This window comes from Neobacillus drentensis NBRC 102427 (assembly GCF_001591445.1).
Lineage (GTDB): Bacteria > Bacillota > Bacilli > Bacillales > Cytobacillaceae > Neobacillus > Neobacillus drentensis.
This window is the reverse complement of the sequence record NZ_BCUX01000009.1, coordinates 155,723-175,014: the sequence shown is the minus strand read 5'-3', so window position 1 is coordinate 175,014 and position 19,292 is coordinate 155,723. Positions and strand designations below refer to the sequence as shown.

General features: G+C 40.5%; 17 protein-coding genes. 16 read left to right on the top strand and 1 reads right to left on the bottom strand.

Annotated elements, in window-relative coordinates:
* The first annotated feature begins 108 nt into the window (after positions 1-108).
* From BDR01S_RS05880 to yihA, 8 genes are all read left to right on the top strand, one after another.
* Positions 109-522, top strand: a complete 414-nt coding sequence (locus BDR01S_RS05880) for a group I intron-associated PD-(D/E)XK endonuclease (protein WP_066257985.1) — start codon at positions 109-111, stop codon at positions 520-522.
* Between the two features lie 431 nt (positions 523-953).
* Positions 954-2,003, top strand: a complete 1,050-nt coding sequence (locus BDR01S_RS05875) for a tetratricopeptide repeat protein (RefSeq protein WP_066257984.1) — start codon at positions 954-956, stop codon at positions 2,001-2,003.
* A gap of 155 nt (positions 2,004-2,158) precedes the next feature.
* Positions 2,159-3,436 (top strand): trigger factor, encoded by a 1,278-nt coding sequence (gene tig, locus BDR01S_RS05870; protein WP_066257982.1) that lies wholly within the window; start codon positions 2,159-2,161, stop codon positions 3,434-3,436.
* A 394-nt stretch (positions 3,437-3,830) separates the two neighbouring features.
* Complete coding sequence (gene clpX / locus BDR01S_RS05865) at positions 3,831-5,090, top strand: ATP-dependent protease ATP-binding subunit ClpX (RefSeq protein WP_066257980.1); 1,260 nt, start codon at positions 3,831-3,833, stop codon at positions 5,088-5,090.
* Positions 5,068-5,439 carry a hypothetical protein gene (locus BDR01S_RS05860; RefSeq protein ID WP_066257979.1) on the top strand — a complete coding sequence of 124 codons (372 nt, stop codon included), beginning with the start codon at positions 5,068-5,070 and terminating at the stop codon, positions 5,437-5,439. The genes clpX and BDR01S_RS05860 overlap by 23 nt, the downstream gene beginning before the upstream one ends.
* A 40-nt stretch (positions 5,440-5,479) precedes the next feature.
* Positions 5,480-7,147, top strand: coding sequence for an ATP-dependent protease LonB (lonB, locus tag BDR01S_RS05855; RefSeq protein ID WP_066257978.1), 1,668 nt, complete (start codon positions 5,480-5,482; stop codon positions 7,145-7,147).
* A gap of 245 nt (positions 7,148-7,392) precedes the next feature.
* Positions 7,393-9,720, top strand: a complete 2,328-nt coding sequence (gene lon / locus BDR01S_RS05850; protein WP_066257976.1) for an endopeptidase La — start codon at positions 7,393-7,395, stop codon at positions 9,718-9,720.
* Positions 9,717-10,298 (top strand): ribosome biogenesis GTP-binding protein YihA/YsxC, encoded by a 582-nt coding sequence (yihA, locus tag BDR01S_RS05845; RefSeq protein WP_066257974.1) that lies wholly within the window; start codon positions 9,717-9,719, stop codon positions 10,296-10,298. The genes lon and yihA overlap by 4 nt, the downstream gene beginning before the upstream one ends.
* 32 nt (positions 10,299-10,330) lie before the next feature.
* Here yihA and BDR01S_RS05840 read toward each other — a convergent pair whose 3' ends face one another.
* Positions 10,331-10,819, bottom strand: coding sequence for a LiaF transmembrane domain-containing protein (locus tag BDR01S_RS05840; protein ID WP_066257972.1), 489 nt, complete (start codon positions 10,817-10,819; stop codon positions 10,331-10,333).
* A gap of 276 nt (positions 10,820-11,095) precedes the next feature.
* On the opposite strand from BDR01S_RS05840, the gene hemA reads away from it, so the two are divergent.
* From hemA to spoVID, 8 genes are all read left to right on the top strand, one after another.
* Positions 11,096-12,439, top strand: coding sequence for a glutamyl-tRNA reductase (hemA, locus tag BDR01S_RS05835; RefSeq protein ID WP_066257971.1), 1,344 nt, complete (start codon positions 11,096-11,098; stop codon positions 12,437-12,439).
* 12 nt (positions 12,440-12,451) lie between these two features.
* On the top strand, positions 12,452-13,285 hold the full coding sequence (locus tag BDR01S_RS05830) for a cytochrome C assembly family protein (RefSeq protein WP_066257967.1): 834 nt from the start codon (positions 12,452-12,454) through the stop codon (positions 13,283-13,285).
* A gap of 27 nt (positions 13,286-13,312) precedes the next feature.
* The gene (gene hemC / locus BDR01S_RS05825) at positions 13,313-14,248 is read left to right on the top strand and encodes a hydroxymethylbilane synthase (protein ID WP_066257965.1); all 936 of its coding nucleotides are present in this window, start codon (positions 13,313-13,315) and stop codon (positions 14,246-14,248) included.
* Positions 14,245-15,027: a uroporphyrinogen-III synthase gene (locus BDR01S_RS05820; RefSeq protein WP_066257963.1), complete on the top strand. Its 783-nt coding sequence runs from the start codon at positions 14,245-14,247 to the stop codon at positions 15,025-15,027. The genes hemC and BDR01S_RS05820 overlap by 4 nt, the downstream gene beginning before the upstream one ends.
* A gap of 3 nt (positions 15,028-15,030) precedes the next feature.
* A complete protein-coding gene (gene hemB, locus BDR01S_RS05815) occupies positions 15,031-16,011 on the top strand; it encodes a porphobilinogen synthase (protein WP_066257962.1) in 981 nt (326 codons plus the stop codon).
* 19 nt (positions 16,012-16,030) lie between these two features.
* The gene (gene hemL / locus BDR01S_RS05810; protein WP_066257960.1) at positions 16,031-17,317 is read left to right on the top strand and encodes a glutamate-1-semialdehyde 2,1-aminomutase; all 1,287 of its coding nucleotides are present in this window, start codon (positions 16,031-16,033) and stop codon (positions 17,315-17,317) included.
* A gap of 71 nt (positions 17,318-17,388) precedes the next feature.
* Positions 17,389-17,619, top strand: a complete 231-nt coding sequence (locus BDR01S_RS25690; RefSeq protein WP_066257958.1) for a hypothetical protein — start codon at positions 17,389-17,391, stop codon at positions 17,617-17,619.
* A gap of 72 nt (positions 17,620-17,691) precedes the next feature.
* The gene (gene spoVID / locus BDR01S_RS05800) at positions 17,692-19,053 is read left to right on the top strand and encodes a stage VI sporulation protein D (RefSeq protein ID WP_066257956.1); all 1,362 of its coding nucleotides are present in this window, start codon (positions 17,692-17,694) and stop codon (positions 19,051-19,053) included.
* The last annotated feature ends 239 nt before the right edge of the window (positions 19,054-19,292 follow it).

Sequence of the window (19,292 nt, the reverse complement as noted above, 5' to 3'; positions counted from 1 at the left end):
TCACTTTTATAAGTGAGTTTTTTTCTGTTTGTTTGAAACTTGAATACATCCCAAATCTTTATTTTTGCCAGACTATTTTCTAATAAATTGAAAGAGGACGGTAATTATATGAAACATCATACAAAGAGTAAAGGTGATTTAGGTGTTCTAAAGGCCCAAGTTGATTTATTTGAAAAAGGTTTTATGATTTTACTTCCACAAACAGAGCATGCTCCCTTTGATGTAGTTGGTTATAAAGATCAGAATTTTAAAAGAGTGCAGGTTAAATATAGAAATTTAAACGCAAAAGGGATTTTAGAAGTTAGATTCAGTTCATCCTATAGTACTAGCCATGGTGTAATGACTAAATACGTAGACAAAGATGAAATTGATGTATATTGTGTTTACTGTCCTCAAACAGATGAATGTTACTACTTTGATCCAAAATATTTCCAGAATTCGATTAGCTTGAGGGTAGAAATGCCAAAGAATAATCAAATGCAAAATGTTAAATTTGCAAAAGATTATCGTGAGATTCCATAAAATTACACGAGTCGTAGCTGTATTGGGGAAAATTCTTGGTCCTAATAAATAGGCACAAAAAGTCCCTTTAAGTGACCGACCCTTGTCGCCATCGTCATTCCGGTCAAATAGAAGCCGTTTAAGTGACCGAACGCTAGCCACAATGGTCATTCCGGTCACATAGAAGCCGTTTAAGTGACCGGACGCTAGCCACAATCGCCTTTCCGGTCACATAGGACCCCTTTAAGTGACCGAACCCTTGCCACCATCGCGATTCTAGTCACATAGAATCTTTATTTGGTTTTATCAATATATTTTGAGGTCTATTTTTAAAATATGAATAGCTATTTTCCCCCTATTTCTAACAAATTCCAATCACCACTGCTGTTGAGTTTTTTTCTGTCTATTATTTGTGCTAAACTATTTCCAAGACTACCTTAAGGACGGATTTTATGAAAAAACGGGAACCTGTAAAAAAAATTGATAATGTGATCTTTTTTCCCGGACTTGAAAAAAGATTAACAGACAAAGGTCTGGAAAAACTTGAAAAGAAAAAATTTCATGAAGCAATAAATCTATTGGAGGAAGCGAGAGAACATGACCCTGATAATCACGAAATATTGATTGGTCTCGTTCTTGCTTATTTTGAAGCATCTTCTTTTAAAAAAGCAAAAGAACTCGCCAAAGAAATGCTGCACAAAGGAATTGGAGACTACCTGCAAATGGTCGATCTCTATTTGACGGTCCTTATTCAGCTGCATGAGTACCATGAAATTATTGCAACGATTGAAGCCCTCTTAGATGAAAAAGAGATTCCGCCTGAAAAACATGACCACTTTTTAACCATACTGCAATTCAGTCGGCGGATGGCAGAGAACCGTCAGCCAGAAACAGATATAGATACAAACCCAGAAACAATCGCTATCATTCCGGCGGAAACCAACATCCAAGAACTCAATCTTTTTTCGATTGATAGCCTAAACGAGCAAATGCTCCTCGTTTCAAGCCTAGCTGAGAAAAATATTCGCCCTTATCTCTCGGAAATTGCTGATTACTTAGCTGCAGATGCTGGTCATCCCTTTCTGAAAACAATCCTATTAACTCTCTTAAAAGAGCAGGAAATTGATAGAGAATTAACTGTCGTGAAATTTGCTAAGGAAAAGAAGATCATTCCCACACAGCTCCCAGAAGTTAGGGAAGAACCAAGATTGACTGAGGTAAAGGCTTTTTTAGCGGATCAATTGGAAAGTGAAAATCCCGGTCTTTTCGAAAACAGCATCAGAATGGCAGAACGTAATTTTTTTATAAGCTATCCGTTTGAATTAGAGCCGAAAAGCCCTGCTGCTTGGGCTGCAGCCTTTCACCACATGGCACATTATTACCTAGGTATGGACTCGAATATTCATCAGCTAGCAGATGAATATGAAGTGCAGGTGGAGGAAATAGAAGATGCGATGGCGAGGATTGAGCTAATTGAGAAAATTTCTTATCCTAATATATAGCTTCGCTGTTGAAAGAAAACAAACCTATGTTATAATATAGTGGTTGCATTGTGTAAAAAACACATTTAAAAGAGGATAATGGCTTGAGATCAAGTTATTTCCAAACTCAAATTCGTTACGAATGATATGAGAATAGATTGTTGGAGGGAAAACGTATGTCAGTAAAATGGGAAAAATTAGAAGGAAACCGCGGCGTTCTTACGATTGAAGTAAGTGCGGAAAAAGTGAACGAAGGCCTAAACGCGGCATTCCAAAAGGTTGTTAAGCAAGTAAATGTACCAGGCTTCCGTAAAGGAAAAATGCCTCGTCAAATGTTTGAAAAACGCTTTGGTGTAGAATCACTATATCAAGATGCATTAGATATTCTTCTTCCAGATGCATATGGAAGTGCTATTGACGAGACAGGAATCGAGCCAATCGACCGCCCTGATATCGACGTCGAGCAAATGGAAAAAGGCAAAGACCTTATCTTCAAAGCTACTGTTCAAGTTAAACCTGAAGTAACTTTAGGCGAATACAAAGGCTTAGAAGTAGAAGCATTTGACACAACTGTTACTGACGAAGACGTTGCTAACGAATTAAAAACTCTTCAAGAGCGTCAAGCTGAACTTGTAATCAAAGAAGAAGGCACAGTTGCCAATGGTGACACAGTTGTTCTAGATTTCGAAGGATTCGTTGATGGCGAACAATTCGAAGGTGGAAAAGCTGAAAACCATTCACTTGAAATTGGTTCAGGATCATTCATCCCTGGCTTTGAGGAGCAATTAGTAGGTTTAGCTACTGGCGAATCTAAAGACGTGGAAGTAACATTCCCTGAAGAATATCATGCAGCTGAGCTTGCTGGTAAGCCTGCAGTATTCAAAGTAACTATTCATGAAATTAAAGGAAAAGAACTTCCTGCATTAGATGACGAGTTTGCTAAAGATGTGGATGATGAAGTTGAAACATTAGACGCACTTAAAGAAAAAATCAAAACTCGTTTAGAAAACAGCAAACAACACGAAGCAGAGCATCATTTACGTGATACTGTTGTTGAAAAAGCTGCTGAAAATGCAGTTGTTGAAGTTCCTGATGTAATGGTTAACACTGAAGTAAACCGTATGCTTCAAGAATTTGAACAACGCTTACAAATGCAAGGAATGAACCTTGAACTTTACTTCCAATTCTCAGGTCAAGACGAAAATGCTTTACGTGAGCAAATGAAGGAAGAAGCTGTCATTCGCGTTCGTACTAACTTAACATTAGAAGCGATTGCAAAGGCTGAAAACCTTGAAGTAACTGACGAAGAAGTAGATGCTGAACTTGAGAACATGGCTGGAATGTACAACATGACAGTTGACAGCATTAAACAAGCACTTGGCGGCCTTGAAGGTATCAAAGGTGACCTTAAACTTAAAAAAGCAGTAGACTTTCTTGTTGAAAATAAGAAATAATTAACCTAAATATTGCAGGGCACGATATAAATCGTGCCTTGTTTTATACTTTCTTTCAAATACATATTATAATGAGAAGTAGGAACATTTTTACCAATGGGCAGGAAAACAAGTTAGACATAGCGAATAACAATAAATAATTTCCAGACAGCTTTGAGATTTATTTTTAGCATTATGGTTAAGATTAATGAGTACATAAGTATTACAAAGAATCACACCTAACAAAAGTCGAGTTATGCAAAACATATTACCGTAAGCTTTTTATTTCAGTCCATTGGATTTATGTGTTACAATGCAACATACATACTAATCAATATTAGAGAGAGCTTGACTTTTGTTTATGTGATTCAAACGCTTACAATATGGAATTAACACGTTTTAAGGGGTGAAAGGATTGTTTAAATTTAATGATGAAAAAGGACAATTAAAGTGTTCCTTCTGTGGTAAAACACAGGACCAAGTTCGTAAACTGGTTGCGGGGCCAGGGGTTTACATATGTGATGAATGTATTGAACTTTGTACCGAAATCGTTGAGGAAGAACTTGGAACCGAAGAGGAAGTAGAATTTAAAGACGTACCAAAGCCGAAAGAAATTTGTGAAATACTCGATGAGTATGTTATCGGGCAGGATCAAGCGAAGAAGTCGCTATCAGTGGCAGTTTACAATCACTATAAGCGCATCAATTCTAATAGCAAAATAGATGATGTGGAACTTGCTAAGAGTAATATCTGTATGATTGGACCAACAGGAAGCGGTAAAACGTTACTTGCCCAAACCTTGGCACGTATCTTGAATGTACCTTTTGCGATTGCAGATGCAACTTCTCTAACGGAAGCTGGTTATGTTGGGGAAGATGTTGAGAATATTTTATTAAAATTAATTCAATCTGCTGATTACGATGTAGAAAAGGCAGAAAAAGGGATTATCTATATTGATGAAATTGATAAAATTGCTCGTAAGTCCGAAAATCCTTCGATTACAAGGGATGTTTCCGGTGAAGGTGTTCAGCAAGCATTATTAAAAATTCTTGAAGGTACGGTTGCAAGTGTTCCACCTCAAGGGGGAAGAAAACACCCGCATCAAGAATTTATTCAAATCGATACAACCAATATTCTATTTATCTGCGGCGGAGCATTTGACGGGATCGAACCGATTATCAAGCGCCGTTTAGGCCAAAAAGTAATTGGTTTTGGTTCGGATATTAAGCAGCAGGAAGTTACACAGAAAGAGCTTCTTTCAAAAGTATTACCTGAAGACTTACTACGTTTTGGATTAATTCCTGAATTTATTGGACGTCTTCCAGTAATTGCGAGCCTTGAGCAATTAGACGAATCCGCATTGATTGAAATTTTAACAAAGCCAAAAAATGCTCTAGTTAAGCAATATCAAAAAATGCTGGAAATTGACGATGTCGAGCTTCAATTTGAAGAAGGCGCATTAATTGAAATTGCCAAAAAGGCAATTGAACGCAAAACCGGCGCCCGTGGTTTACGTTCGATTATTGAAGGAATTATGCTAGATGTTATGTTTGACCTGCCTTCACGTGATGACATTACAAAGTGTGTCATTACAAAAGAAACGGTCATTAACAATAGTGTTCCAAAACTTCTCTTAGAAGACGGAACTGTCGTTGCTGAAGAAAAATCTGCATAAAATAGCTAAGACTCGGCTTCTGCCGGGTCTTTTTCTGTTCATTTTTGGTGATTATAAATGTAATTTTGTAAAAATAAGCAAATTTGCAGGTTCTATTGGCGAATTATCTGGCCCTATTGGCGGATTTACAGGTTCTATTGGCGAATTATCAGGCCCTATTGGCGGATTTGCAGGTTCTATTGGCGGATTTCCAGGTTCTATTGGCGAATTATTAGGTTCTATTGGCGGATTTGCAGGTTCTATTGGCGAATCCCCGAATCCATGCGCGAATCTAATTCCCCCCTCTCCATCCCAACAGTTTCTTACGATTTGTGGTTTATTCCATCCATCTGCAGGAAATACTTATTAATATATATTTAGTAATAAGATGAAATGCAGGAGGGAAATGTATGAGTTGGACGGGGATTGCCTTATTTATACAGCTATTTTTTGGAATCATCATTGGGCTGTATTTTTGGAATTTGCTGAGGAATCAGCGGACACAAAAAGTATCCATTGATCGGGAATCCCGAAAGGAAATGGAGCAGCTTCGCAAAATGAGATCCATTTCACTTACAGAACCATTAGCGGAAAAAGTACGGCCAACAAGCTTTCAAGACATTGTCGGCCAAGAAGATGGAATCAAATCCTTAAAAGCGGCACTATGTGGACCGAATCCACAGCATGTAATCATTTATGGACCACCTGGCATAGGAAAAACAGCCGCCGCACGCCTCGTGTTAGAAGAAGCGAAAAAAAATCGAAAATCACCATTTAAACCGGAATCCGTATTTATCGAACTAGATGCGACGACTGCGCGCTTTGATGAACGAGGGATAGCTGATCCCCTAATTGGTTCGGTTCATGACCCAATTTATCAAGGTGCCGGAGCGATGGGACAAGCAGGAATTCCTCAGCCTAAGCAAGGGGCAGTCACGAATGCCCATGGCGGTGTCCTGTTTATCGATGAAATTGGAGAATTGCATCCGATTCAAATGAATAAACTTTTAAAAGTATTAGAGGATCGCAAGGTATTTCTCGAAAGTGCGTATTACAATGAGGAAAATAACCAAATCCCGACTCATATCCATGATATTTTTAAAAATGGCCTTCCTGCTGACTTTCGTCTAATCGGCGCCACAACCAGGACGCCAAGTGAAATCCCGCCAGCGATTCGTTCGCGCTGCATGGAGGTATTCTTCAGGGATTTAAATCAAGAAGAAATCGTCGAAATTGCCAATAATGCTGCGAAAAAAGTGAACCTTCAAATAAGCGAACTTGGTGTGAATACCATTGCCAACTATGCGAGAAATGGCCGGGAAACGGTAAATTTGATTCAAATAGCGGCAGGACTGGCAATTACCGAAGACCGTAATTATATCAAAGATGAAGATATTGAATGGGTTATTCATGCGAGTCAAATGTCACCAAGAATGGAAAGGAAAATTAATGACATCTCTCATGTAGGGTTGATTAATGGTCTTGCGGTGTACGGGCCAAATTCAGGTGCTTTACTAGAAATAGAAGTTACCGTGATCCCCGCAAAGGATAAAGGATCCATCAATATTACCGGTATCGTCGATGAAGAAAGTATTGGCGGGCAAGGGAAATCCGTTCGCCGCAAGAGTATGGCGCGCGGTTCAATTGAGAATGTAATTACAGTTTTACGATCGATGGGCGTACCGGCAAATGACTTCGATATTCATGTGAACTTCCCCGGTGGTGTTCCTATTGATGGGCCGTCAGCCGGAATCGCGATGGCAACGGGGATTTACTCGGCTATTTACAAAATTCCAATCGATAATACCGTCGCTATGACGGGAGAAATTAGTATTCATGGGAATGTGAAACCGATTGGCGGGGTCTATCCAAAGGTAAAGGCTGCGAAAAAGGCAGGAGTGAAGACGGTAATTATCCCAGAAGAGAATATGCAAACCATCTTAAATGAAATTGAGGGTATCAATATCGTTCCAGTCACCCATCTACACGAGGTATTTGAGATTGCCCTAGTAAATGACTATCAGAAAATGGATGCAATTCCTGCATCGATTGAACTATCTAAAAAAGAGAGTATCTAACGAAAAGCTTCGGTTTGTGGTTCAATAGGCAAACCGAAGTTTTTTATTGCAGATAACTAATCTGAGAATTCTCACAAGAACCTAGAAAGAATTCTTCGTGTTTGGGAAAAATAAAACTATGCTGAACATGAGGTTGCACCTGCGTTCTCTAAAAATAGACACTTAAAAATAAATAGGATAGAATTGTACAAAGACCTTTCTGATTTTGCAGTAAAAAATTGATTTGCATGTGGAGGTGCAGTTATTTGACGAAAAAGAACGAATTGATCGTCCCCCTCCTGCCGCTTCGAGGATTGCTCGTCTATCCGACTATGGTCCTTCATTTAGATGTAGGACGTGAACGATCAGTACAAGCACTTGAAAAAGCAATGGTAGATGACCACTTAATTTTCTTAACCACTCAAAAGGAAGTTTCGATTGATGACCCTTCTGAGGAGGATTTATACACGATTGGAACGTTAACGAAAGTTAAACAAATGCTAAAACTGCCAAACGGTACGATAAGAGTATTGGTAGAAGGCTTACTCCGCGGAGAAATCGTTTCATTTCATGATGAGGAAGACCATTATGCGGTTACGATTGTTACCCATGAAGATTCGGAGACGAAGGATGTTGAAGATCAGGCCTTAATGAGAACGATGCTTGATTATTTCGAGCAATACATAAAATTATCGAAAAAAATCTCAGCAGAAACTTATGCTTCAGTTGCTGATATTGAAGAACCTGGTAGAATGGCGGATATCATTTCCTCTCATTTACCAATCAAGCTAAAGGAAAAGCAGGAAATCCTCGAAACAACAGATATTAAAGAACGAGTAAATAAAGTAATCGATACCATTCATAATGAAAAAGAAGTCTTGAATTTAGAAAAAAAGATTGGCCAGCGTGTCAAGCGTTCGATGGAAAGGACGCAAAAAGAGTATTATTTGCGTGAGCAGATGAAGGCGATTCAAAAGGAATTAGGCGATAAAGAAGGTAAAACGGGTGAAATTGTTGAACTTACGAAAAAAGTGGAGCAAGCAGGAATGCCTGAACATGTCCTTCAAGCTGCACGTAAGGAACTTGATCGCTATGAAAAAGTGCCAGCAAGCTCGGCAGAAAGTGCGGTCATTCGCAATTATATCGACTGGTTAATCTCCATCCCATGGTCGAAAAAAACAGAGGATGACATTGACATTCTCCGTGCTGAAAAGGTTTTAAATCAGGATCATTACGGACTTGAAAAAGTGAAGGAACGTGTCCTCGAATATTTAGCGGTTCAAAAGCTGACGAATTCGTTAAAAGGACCGATCCTTTGTCTCGCAGGCCCTCCAGGTGTTGGTAAAACGAGTCTTGCACGCTCGATTGCGACATCGCTCAATCGGAATTTTGTCCGTGTCTCACTAGGCGGAGTACGCGATGAATCGGAAATTCGTGGACATCGCAGAACCTATGTTGGTGCCATGCCAGGACGAATCATCCAAGGAATGAAAAAAGCAGGTACAATTAACCCGGTCTTTTTACTGGATGAAATCGATAAAATGTCGAGTGATTTCCGTGGCGATCCATCTAGCGCAATGCTTGAAGTGTTAGATCCTGAACAAAATAATAACTTTAGCGACCATTATATAGAAGAAACTTATGACCTTTCCAAGGTTATGTTTATCGCAACAGCAAATAACCTATCAACGATTCCAGGCCCACTTTTAGACAGAATGGAAATTATCACAATTGCAGGCTATACGGAGCTTGAAAAAGTCCATATTTGCCGAGATCATTTACTTCCAAAACAAATCAAAGAAAATGGTCTTACCAAAGGAATTCTTCAAGTCCGTGATGATGCGATTCTTAAAGTTGTTCGTTACTACACGCGCGAAGCCGGTGTTCGAAGTTTAGAACGTCAAATGGCAACCCTTTGCCGGAAAACAGCAAAAATTATTGTTTCCGGTGAGAAGAAGCGCGTCATTATTACTGAAAAAAATATCGAAGAGTTTTTAGGGAAAACCAGATTCCACTATGGGATGGCTGAGTCTGAAGATCAGATTGGCGTGGCAACCGGTTTAGCTTATACAACCGTTGGCGGCGACACCCTCCAAATTGAAGTATCACTATCACCTGGTAAAGGGAAGCTCGTATTAACTGGAAAGCTTGGCGACGTGATGAAGGAATCAGCACAAGCGGCATTCAGTTATATCCGCTCCAAAGCCAAGGAACTTGGGATTGAAGAGGACTTCCATGAAAAATATGATATCCATATCCATGTTCCAGAAGGTGCAGTACCAAAGGATGGACCATCAGCCGGAATCACGATGGCAACCGCACTTGTATCCGCTCTGTCTAACCGACCGATTCGTCGTGAAGTAGGCATGACTGGTGAGATTACCTTAAGAGGCAGGGTTCTTCCTATTGGCGGCCTAAAGGAAAAGACACTTAGCGCCCATAGAGCGGGTTTAACCAAGATTATTCTTCCGAAGGATAACGAAAAAGATATAGATGATATCCCAGAAAGCGTCAGGAATGAACTGGACTTTGTCCTTGTGTCCCATGTCGATGAAGTCCTAAAGCATGCCCTTTTGGAAGGTGAAGTGAAATGAAGGTAGTCAGCTCAGAGATTGTCATCAGTGCAGTAAAGCCGGAACAATACCCGGAAACAGATTTACCAGAGTTTGCGCTTGCCGGTCGTTCCAATGTCGGTAAATCTTCTTTTATCAATAAAATGCTGAACCGAAAGGCTTTAGCAAGAATATCATCGAAGCCAGGAAAAACACAAACGCTTAATTTCTATTTGATTAACGAAATGCTGCATTTTGTCGATGTGCCTGGTTATGGATACGCGAAGGTTTCAAAATCAGAGCGGGCAGCATGGGGAAGAATGATTGAAACGTATTTTACCTCGCGCGAGCAATTAAAAGCGGCGGTTCAAATCGTTGACCTTAGACATCCACCGTCCAAGGATGATGTGATGATGTATGAATTTTTAAAACATCATGAGATTCCTTGTATCATCATTGCCACAAAGGCAGATAAAATCCCAAAAGGGAAATGGCAAAAGCATTTAAAAATAGTCAGAGAAACGTTAGATCTTGATAAAAATGATCAAATGGTTTTGTTTTCATCAGAAACCGGACTCGGAAAAGATGAGGCTTGGTCCGTTTTGCAAAGCTTTATGTAAAAAATAAACGCCTGGGCATTTTGCGCCAGGCGTTATTTTTTCTTCTTTAGTAGAAAATAAATACCAACAACAATGAGGAGAGCGGGCCAAAATTTCCACACAAAACTCATTCCGTTTTGAAGTAAATCAAAATAAGCAGTTATTTTATCATAAAATAACAGTAGAACAGCTAAAATAAGAAAGAGAAATGCTTGGAACAAACCTGCATTCGTTTTTTGAAAGCGCAGAAAAAATCCGATCGAGATAATTAATATGAGCATACCAATATTGTTGCTTGGCCATATGGATATCTTGCCGACTAGATGAAAGTGAAGTCCAAATCCAGTCATAATGACCCCAGGAAGAATTGCCTCAGACTCTTCTGCTGAATACCCTTGACCTAAAAAAGCAATTCCAACAATCAAGAGCAGGGTCGGCCAGGTGAAAAATTGTTGGAAAATCGTTATCCCAGCTTGCTGCAATAGAAAGTAAGCTCCAAAGCCTATTAAAATAATCCCAGGAAAAATTCGTTGATTCTTCATCAAAAACACCACTTCCAGTAAGGTTCACTTGAATATCGTCCACTTTTTTGGTACTGTACATAAGGAAGTATTTTAAAAAAATTTATTTAGCTATTAAGAAAGTCTAAAGGAAACCATGCTAATATGTCCTTATCAGTATAACTTTTACTCAACTTTCCTTTAATATATTAACATATAGTTTCGTTTTCTGTTCACATTTTTCGAGCAAAAGTCGAATTTGGTCATGATATAATCATACTAGTTAAGTTGTAATATCTATGGGGGGTGTCCTAACAAATGCATACATTAGTGATCGGTATTAATTATAAAACTGCCCCTGTGGAAATTCGTGAGCGGTTATCCTTTAATGAAGCCGATCTAGCGGATGCCATAAAAAAGTTAAATACAAAAAAAAGCATCCTAGAAAATATCATCGTGTCTACATGTAATCGTACGGAAATTTATGCGGTTGTAGATCAATTACATACAGGCCGCTATTATATTAAAGAATTTCTGTCAGAATGGTTCGGGATAGAACAAAAGGAATTCTCTCCGTTTTTATTTGTGTATGAAGATGATGGCGCAGTGGATCATTTATTTAACGTGACTTGTGGATTGAATTCCATGGTTTTAGGAGAAACACAAATCCTTGGACAGGTTCGTACAAGTTTTATGCTCGGTCAGCAAGAAGGTACGACGGGTACTGTGTTTAACCACTTGTTTAAACAAGCGATAACACTTGCCAAACGCGCGCATTCAGAAACTGATATTGGTGCAAATGCTGTGTCTGTCAGTTATGCAGCAGTAGAATTGGCGAAAAAGATTTTCGGATCACTTGCCAATAAACATGTGTTAATTTTTGGTGCCGGTAAAATGGGTGAATTGGCTGCTCAAAACCTGCACGGTAGTGGTGTGAAGAAGGTTACCGTGATTAATCGGACCTATGAAAAGGCACAAGACTTAGCTAACCGCTTCAGCGGGAAGGCAAGAACATTAGAAGAATTAGAAAAATCATTGGCAGAAGCTGATATTCTTATTAGTTCAACCGGTGCAAAGGACTTTGTTATTTCAAAGGAAATGATGGTCCAGGTCGAGAAAAAACGCAAAGGCAAGCCATTATTTATGGTGGACATTGCTGTACCGCGGGACTTAGATCCAAGAATTGTGGAACTTGAAAATGTCTTTTTGTATGATATTGACGATTTAGAGGGGATTGTGGAGGCCAACCTGCAAGAGCGGAAGAAAGCGGCTGAAAAAATCATGCTCATGATTGAAAAAGAAATCGTTGAGTTCAAGCAATGGCTAGGCATGCTTGGTGTGGTTCCGGTTATCTCGGCACTACGGGAAAAAGCTCATGTCATCCAATCTGAAACAATGGACAGCTTGGAAAGAAAGCTGCCAAATTTATCAGAACGTGATCTAAAAGTGTTAAATAAACATACCAAAAGTATCATCAACCAGCTCCTAAAGGACCCGATTTTACAAGCGAAAGAATTGGCTGCGCGACCTGATGCAAATCAAGCAATGGATCTTTTTATGAAGATCTTTCATATTGAAGAGCTCGTTAACGAACAACATTCGAAAGCAGCCGAAACAAATCAAATACCGGTTACAACACCGCAGGCTTCCTTTCAGTCATAAGGGGTACATTCTATGTTTAATGTCTTTATGACAAGGCTTCATGAATTAACCGTTGTTCTATATGCCTTTAGTGTGTTGTTATATTTTTTCGATTTCCTACACCATAACCGGAAGGCAAACCGTTTTGCTTTCTGGTTACTTGCATTGGTATGGATTTTACAAACTGGCTTCCTTGGAATCTATATGTACAAAACAGGCAGATTCCCTGTGTTAACTATTTTTGAGGGACTCTATTTTTATGCCTGGATTTTAGTCACATTGTCCATTGTTATCAATCATTTAATGAGAGTCGATTTTATCGTCTTTTTCACAAATATCCTTGGCTTTACAGTCATGGCGATTCATACCTTTGCGCCGATGCAATATAGTTCACATATCATGGCGAAGCAGCTGGTTTCTGAACTGCTATTAATTCATATTACGATGGCGATCCTTTCGTACGGGGCTTTTTCCTTATCTTTCGTTTTCTCGACGTTATATCTGCTTCAATATGATTTATTAAAGCGGAAAAAATGGGGAACTAGACTCTTACGATTGGCCGACTTAGATAAGCTTGAAAAATCATCCTACATATTGGCCGTAATCGGTGTTCCAATGCTGCTGCTTAGTCTCATCTTAGGGTTGCAGTGGGCCTTCCTTAAGGTACCGGGGATGCCATGGTACGATATGAAAATTATCGGCTCGTTTCTGTTATTAACGGCCTATAGTATTCTGCTATATCTTCGCATCGTGAAAAATCTATCTGGACGGAAATTAGCGATTTGGAATTCAGCATCATTTTTAATTGTTTTAATTAACTTCTTCTTATTTGGTAAATTATCATCTTTTCATTTATGGTATGCGTAGCGCGCATAACCTCAGGAGGTTGCAATCATGAGAAAAATCATTGTAGGTTCTAGACGAAGCAAATTGGCATTAACACAAACAAACTGGGTGATGGACCAGCTGAAAAAGTTGGACCCTCGTTTTGAATTTGAAGTAAAGGAAATCGTCACAAAAGGGGACCAGATCTTAGACGTCACCCTTTCAAAAGTAGGCGGTAAAGGATTATTTGTTAAAGAAATCGAGCAGGCCATGCTTGATAAAGAGATTGATATGGCCGTTCATAGTATGAAAGACATGCCTGCTGTTTTACCAGAAGGACTTACAATTGGCTGCATTCCTTTCCGTGAGGACCACCGTGACGCGCTAATTTCCAGTGGCCATGTGAAGTTAAAAGATTTAAAGCCTGGGGCAATTATCGGCACGAGCAGCCTGCGCCGTAGTGCACAGCTATTAGTAGCCCGTCCAGATTTAGAGATTAAATGGATCCGCGGGAATGTCGATACTAGATTAGCGAAATTAGAAACAGAAGAATACGATGCGATTATTTTAGCTGCAGCAGGCCTTTACCGTCTGGGCTGGGCCTCTGATGTTGTCACTGAATTCCTCGATGCAGACCTTTGTATTCCTGCCGTTGGACAAGGGGCATTATCGATCGAATGCCGTGAAGATGATAAAGAACTACTAGAACTTTTTGAAAAATTCACCTGCAAGAAAACAGAAAGAGCAGTTCGTGCCGAGCGTGCTTTCCTTCAAAAAATGGAAGGCGGGTGTCAAGTACCAATTGCCGGCTTTGCCTATGTAGCTGAAAATGATGAAATCGTCCTCAATGTTTTAGTTGCTTCACCAGAAGGACATGAAATAATTAAAGAAGAAGTTAGAGGACATAATCCGGAAGAGCTTGGTTTAGAGGCTGCTGACTTATTAATTCAAAAAGGCGGGAAAGACCTGATTGATAAGGTGAAACGGGAGCTCGAAGGTCAATGATCCAATCGTTACCTTTGCTTGAAAAAAGAGTCCTTATTCCAAGAGGAGAACATCAAGCAAAATCCTTTTCACAGCTAGTTGAAAGGTATGGAGGGATTCCAATTGAAATCCCTCTTATTGCCTTTCGACCGATTGAAAAAAATCAGCACCTCAACGAAGCTTTGCTGGCACTTGATACATATGATTGGATTATTTTTACAAGTAATGTAACCGTTGAAACCTTCTTTTCTTTTTTAAAAAAGGAAGGGGTTGGCGATGCGTTTCCGAAGATCGCTGTTATTGGGAAAAAGACAGGCGAGGTTTTGACGGATATGGGGCTGTCTCCACAGTTTGTCCCGTCAGCCTATGTGGCGGAAACGTTTGTGGAAGAATTTATCCCATTGATTGGTAAAGGTACACGGGTGCTGGTCCCGAAAGGAAACCTGGCCCGCGAATATATTGCCATTTCATTAACAAAAGCAGGTGCACACGTCGATGAGGTTGTGATCTATGAGACCTACATGCCGGATGAGAGTCGGATTAAGTTGGCTCGGATGCTAGCGGATCAACAACTTGATATTCTCACCTTTACAAGCCCTTCGACCGTCGACCATTTTATGGCTGTCGTCAAGGAGTATCGTCTAGATGCGCATTTGAAAAATTGCATCATTGGCTGTATTGGCCCCGTTACTGAAAAGAAATTACGTGCTTACGGTTTAACGGTACATGCCTCACCCGAGGAGTACACAGTAAAAGAAATGATTAACAGTACGATTGCTTATTTAGATAGGGAGGAATAATAAATGGAACTTCAATTTAAACGTCATCGCCGCTTACGCTCAAGTGCGAGCATGCGCTCACTGGTTCGAGAAAATCACTTGAAAGCGGAGGACTTCATTTATCCGTTGTTTATTTATGAAGGTGATAATATCCGCAAGGAAGTCTCATCCATGCCTGGAGTATACCAAGTATCGATGGATCATTTGGAAGCTGAAATGGAAGATATCGTTGCCCATGGTATTAAGTCCGTTTTACTATTTGGAATTCCTAAAACAAAGGATGCATGCGGTGAGCAAGCCTATCATGATCATGGAATTGTACAGGTTGCGACTCGTTTTATTAAAGAGAAATTCCCTGAGATTATTGTGGTAGCTGACACGTGTCTTTGTGAATATACAAGCCACGGGCATTGCGGAGTGGTTGAAGGTGAGAAAGTTTTAAACGACCAATCCCTTGAATTGCTTGTAAAAACAGCGATTGCTCAGGCGGAAGCAGGGGCTGACATTATTGCACCATCAAACATGATGGATGGTTTTGTTGCCGCAATTCGTGCAGGCTTAGACGAAGCAGGCTTTACAGAGATTCCGATCATGTCATATGCCGTGAAATATGCATCTGCGTTCTACGGACCGTTTCGTGAAGCTGCTGAGGGCGCGCCGCAATTTGGCGACCGCAAGACTTATCAAATGGACCCTGCTAACCGGATGGAGGCCTTTAGGGAAGCTGAATCCGATGTTGAAGAGGGCGCAGATTTCTTAATCGTGAAACCAGGTATGCCTTACCTTGATATTGTTCGTGATATGAAAAATACCTTTAATTTGCCAATCGTTATTTACAACGTAAGCGGTGAATATGCAATGGTGAAAGCTGCCGCTCAAAATGGCTGGATTGATGAGAAAAACACCGTGCTTGAAATGTTAATGGGTATGAAACGTGCAGGTGCTGACTTGATCATCACTTATGCTGCAAAAGATGCGGTTCGCTGGTTAAGAGAAGACCAATAATTTGAAATGAGGGAACAGAATGCGTTCTTATACAAAGTCAATTGAAGCATTTAAAGAAGCCCAAAACATCATGCCAGGCGGAGTGAATAGTCCGGTTCGTGCCTTTAAATCAGTGAATATGGACCCGATCTTTATGGAAAGAGGCAAGGGCTCAAAAATTTATGATATTGATGGCAATGAATACATTGACTATGTACTTTCATGGGGGCCGCTCATTCTAGGTCATACGAATGACCGTGTGGTTGAGGGCTTAAAAAAGGTTGCTGAGCTTGGGACAAGTTTCGGTGCACCTACTCTAATGGAAAATAAACTTGCTAATCTTGTGATTGAGCGTGTGCCATCCATCGAAGTTATTCGGATGGTATCTTCAGGAACAGAAGCAACCATGAGTGCGCTTCGATTAGCAAGGGGATATACAGGACGTAACAAGATTTTGAAATTTGAAGGCTGCTACCATGGTCATGGGGATTCACTGTTGATTAAGGCCGGTTCTGGCGTGGCCACGCTTGGATTGCCTGACAGCCCTGGTGTTCCGGAAGGTGTTGCAAAAAATACTATCACAGTCCCTTACAATGACCTTGAGAGCGTGAAGGTTGCATTTGAACAATTCGGTGAAGATATCGCATGTATTATCGTCGAGCCTGTTGCCGGCAATATGGGGCTAGTCCCACCGCTTCCAGGATTCTTAGAAGGTCTTCGTGAGATTACTACAGCTAAAGGCGCATTGCTTATTTTTGATGAGGTAATGACCGGCTTCCGTGTTGGTTTCAATTGTGCACAAGGCTATTTCAATATCACTCCTGATATTACTTGTCTTGGTAAAGTAATCGGAGGAGGTCTTCCTGTTGGAGCTTACGGCGGTAAAGCGGAAATTATGAAGCAGATCGCTCCAAGCGGTCCGATTTACCAAGCAGGAACTCTTTCCGGTAACCCACTTGCGATGACTGCTGGATATGAAACGTTAAGCCAATTAACACCAGCCCATTACGAGGAATTTATCCGTAAAGGCGATTTACTGGAAAAAGGCTTTAAGGCTGCGGCTGAAAAATATAATATCCCAATAACATTTAACCGTGCAGGTTCAATGATTGGTTTCTTCTTTACAAATGAAAATGTTATTAATTACGAGGTAGCAAGATCATCCAATCTGGAGTTCTTCGCAGCCTATTATCGTGAGATGGCTGACCAAGGAATCTTCTTGCCGCCATCACAGTTCGAAGGATTGTTCCTATCTACAGAGCATTCTGATGAAGATATTCAAAAGACAATCCATGCAGCAGAGATTGCCTTCTCAAAGCTTAAATAATTTCGGTGATTTTGGTGTCAGGCACCCGCCTATTTGGCGGGTGTTTTTTGTATGGTTAGAAACTTAATTAGTTGAGCCAGTCTGGGGACTGGCTTTTTTATGTTATAGGGGAGCTTGAAAATGGGGTTTGGCGGAATTTCTCTGAGTTTGGCGGAATAAATATAAAAGTTGGCGGAATCCAGCCCTGGTTTGGCGGAATAACAAAGAAATACGGCGGAATTCCCACGCAACTTGGCGGAATCCACACCCCCTTTCCCAAAAACCCGATTCTTTTCCAGGCTAAACTATGTTTTTTATCATAAAAAAAGGTCCTGCTTCATATTGTGTAATTGACATAGTGATTTTGCGTAAAGGAAACGAAAGGAGGAGTCGCTTTGTCTCAGGAGAATCAATCGTGCCTACGATTTTCTTTGGAAGAGTCATTGTGGTTTAGAAAAGGACAGGAAGTCGAAGAGCTTGTTTCTATTTCTCTAGACCCGGACATTACCATCCAGGAAAACGATCAGTACGTAACCATAAGAGGTTCGCTCGAACTCACTGGCGAATATAAAAGTTACGAACCTAATAATGAAAATGAAGATGAAGGTGTAACATCGCAAAAGTTTGTGGAGAGGGTCGATGCACGAGAGGGAGGAACCTGTGAATTTTCACATCGATTCCCAGTCGATATCACCATCCCAAATAATCGGATTCAAAGTATCTACGATATCGATGTCCTCGTCGAATCCTTTGATTATTCGATACCTGAACGCAGCTGTCTCAAGTTAGCAGCTGACCTGACCATTAGCGGTCTATATGGAACTGAGCAGCAACAACAGAAACAGCAACAACCGCAGGATGAAGCTGTGGAAATTGAGGTGATCTCTCGTACTGAATTTGAGAACGTAGAGGAAGATGCCGAGGAAATTGAAGTGGAACTAACATCAGTTCAAAGCAATTACCAGGATAATTTCTTGTTTGAGGCCGAAGCAAGAAAGCCTCAAGAAGAAGAAGAGAGTGTGGAAATTTTACCGAAATTTCCGACCTTCAATTATCAACCACAGGAAGAAGCAGAGGAAGAATCTAACCAACCATCATGGGAATATGAAGAAGCAAATAGTGAGTCTAACCAGCCATCATGGGAATACGAAGAAGCAAGAAGTGAATCTAACCAGCCATCATGGGAATACGAAGAAGCAAGAACCGAATCTAACCAGCCTTCATTGGATCTCCAAGAAGCAAGAACCGAATCTAACCAGCCTTCATTGGATTTACAAGAGGCAAGAACCGAATCTAACCAGCCTTCATTGGATTTCGAAGAGGTAAGAAACGAGCCCAAACAACCTTCATGGAATTTCCAGCAAATAAGAAATGAAGCCAGCCAGCATGAGGCGGCACCACAGCAAGTTACAGAGGTGGAGCCAGCTCCTGCTCCGACTAACCAGTTTGAAGAGGAAGCTCATGAAGTAGAGGAAAGTTCCTCCCATGAAGAGGCGCCACCAAAGAATGTGAAAAAGAAAAAAGCACCTAAAAAGAAAAGCATGACATTAACTGAATTTTTTGCTCGGAAGGATGAAAGTTCTGCTCAGGCAAAAGTAAAAGTTTGCATCGTCCAAAAGGGTGATACCGTTAACAGCGTGGCAGACCGGTATGATGTTTCAATTCAAAACCTTCTGCGTGTCAACAATCTTGAACTCACTCAAGATATATTTGAAGGTCAAGTATTATATATCCCTAGCAGCATGGCAAAAAAATAATATAAAAGGATGAGCGGGTTACTTTGACCTGCTCACCTTCTTTTTAAGACCGCCCAAGCACGCTGAATGGGCGCTACCGCTTTTATTGACACAAGAATGTATAGGTATTTGAACAAAGATTACTGTCTAGCTCCATCGCCCAGCGTCTAGTGGACTTCGCTCTTCTCCCTACGATAAGTCAACATCGGATCGCTATCGCTCTCCGTGTTTCCTTTATCTCAGTCGAAGCGCTCCAGTCC

Coding starts and splice junctions, on each gene's coding strand:
- BDR01S_RS05880 (WP_066257985.1), top strand. CDS start 109: ATGAAACATCATACAAAGAGTAAAGGTGATTTAGGTGTTCTAAAGGCC.
- BDR01S_RS05875 (WP_066257984.1), top strand. CDS start 954: ATGAAAAAACGGGAACCTGTAAAAAAAATTGATAATGTGATCTTTTTT.
- tig (WP_066257982.1), top strand. CDS start 2,159: ATGTCAGTAAAATGGGAAAAATTAGAAGGAAACCGCGGCGTTCTTACG.
- lonB (WP_066257978.1), top strand. CDS start 5,480: ATGAGTTGGACGGGGATTGCCTTATTTATACAGCTATTTTTTGGAATC.
- yihA (WP_066257974.1), top strand. CDS start 9,717: ATGAAGGTAGTCAGCTCAGAGATTGTCATCAGTGCAGTAAAGCCGGAA.
- BDR01S_RS05840 (WP_066257972.1), bottom strand. CDS start 10,819: ATGAAGAATCAACGAATTTTTCCTGGGATTATTTTAATAGGCTTTGGA.
- hemA (WP_066257971.1), top strand. CDS start 11,096: ATGCATACATTAGTGATCGGTATTAATTATAAAACTGCCCCTGTGGAA.
- BDR01S_RS05830 (WP_066257967.1), top strand. CDS start 12,452: ATGTTTAATGTCTTTATGACAAGGCTTCATGAATTAACCGTTGTTCTA.
- hemC (WP_066257965.1), top strand. CDS start 13,313: ATGAGAAAAATCATTGTAGGTTCTAGACGAAGCAAATTGGCATTAACA.
- BDR01S_RS05820 (WP_066257963.1), top strand. CDS start 14,245: ATGATCCAATCGTTACCTTTGCTTGAAAAAAGAGTCCTTATTCCAAGA.
- hemB (WP_066257962.1), top strand. CDS start 15,031: ATGGAACTTCAATTTAAACGTCATCGCCGCTTACGCTCAAGTGCGAGC.
- hemL (WP_066257960.1), top strand. CDS start 16,031: ATGCGTTCTTATACAAAGTCAATTGAAGCATTTAAAGAAGCCCAAAAC.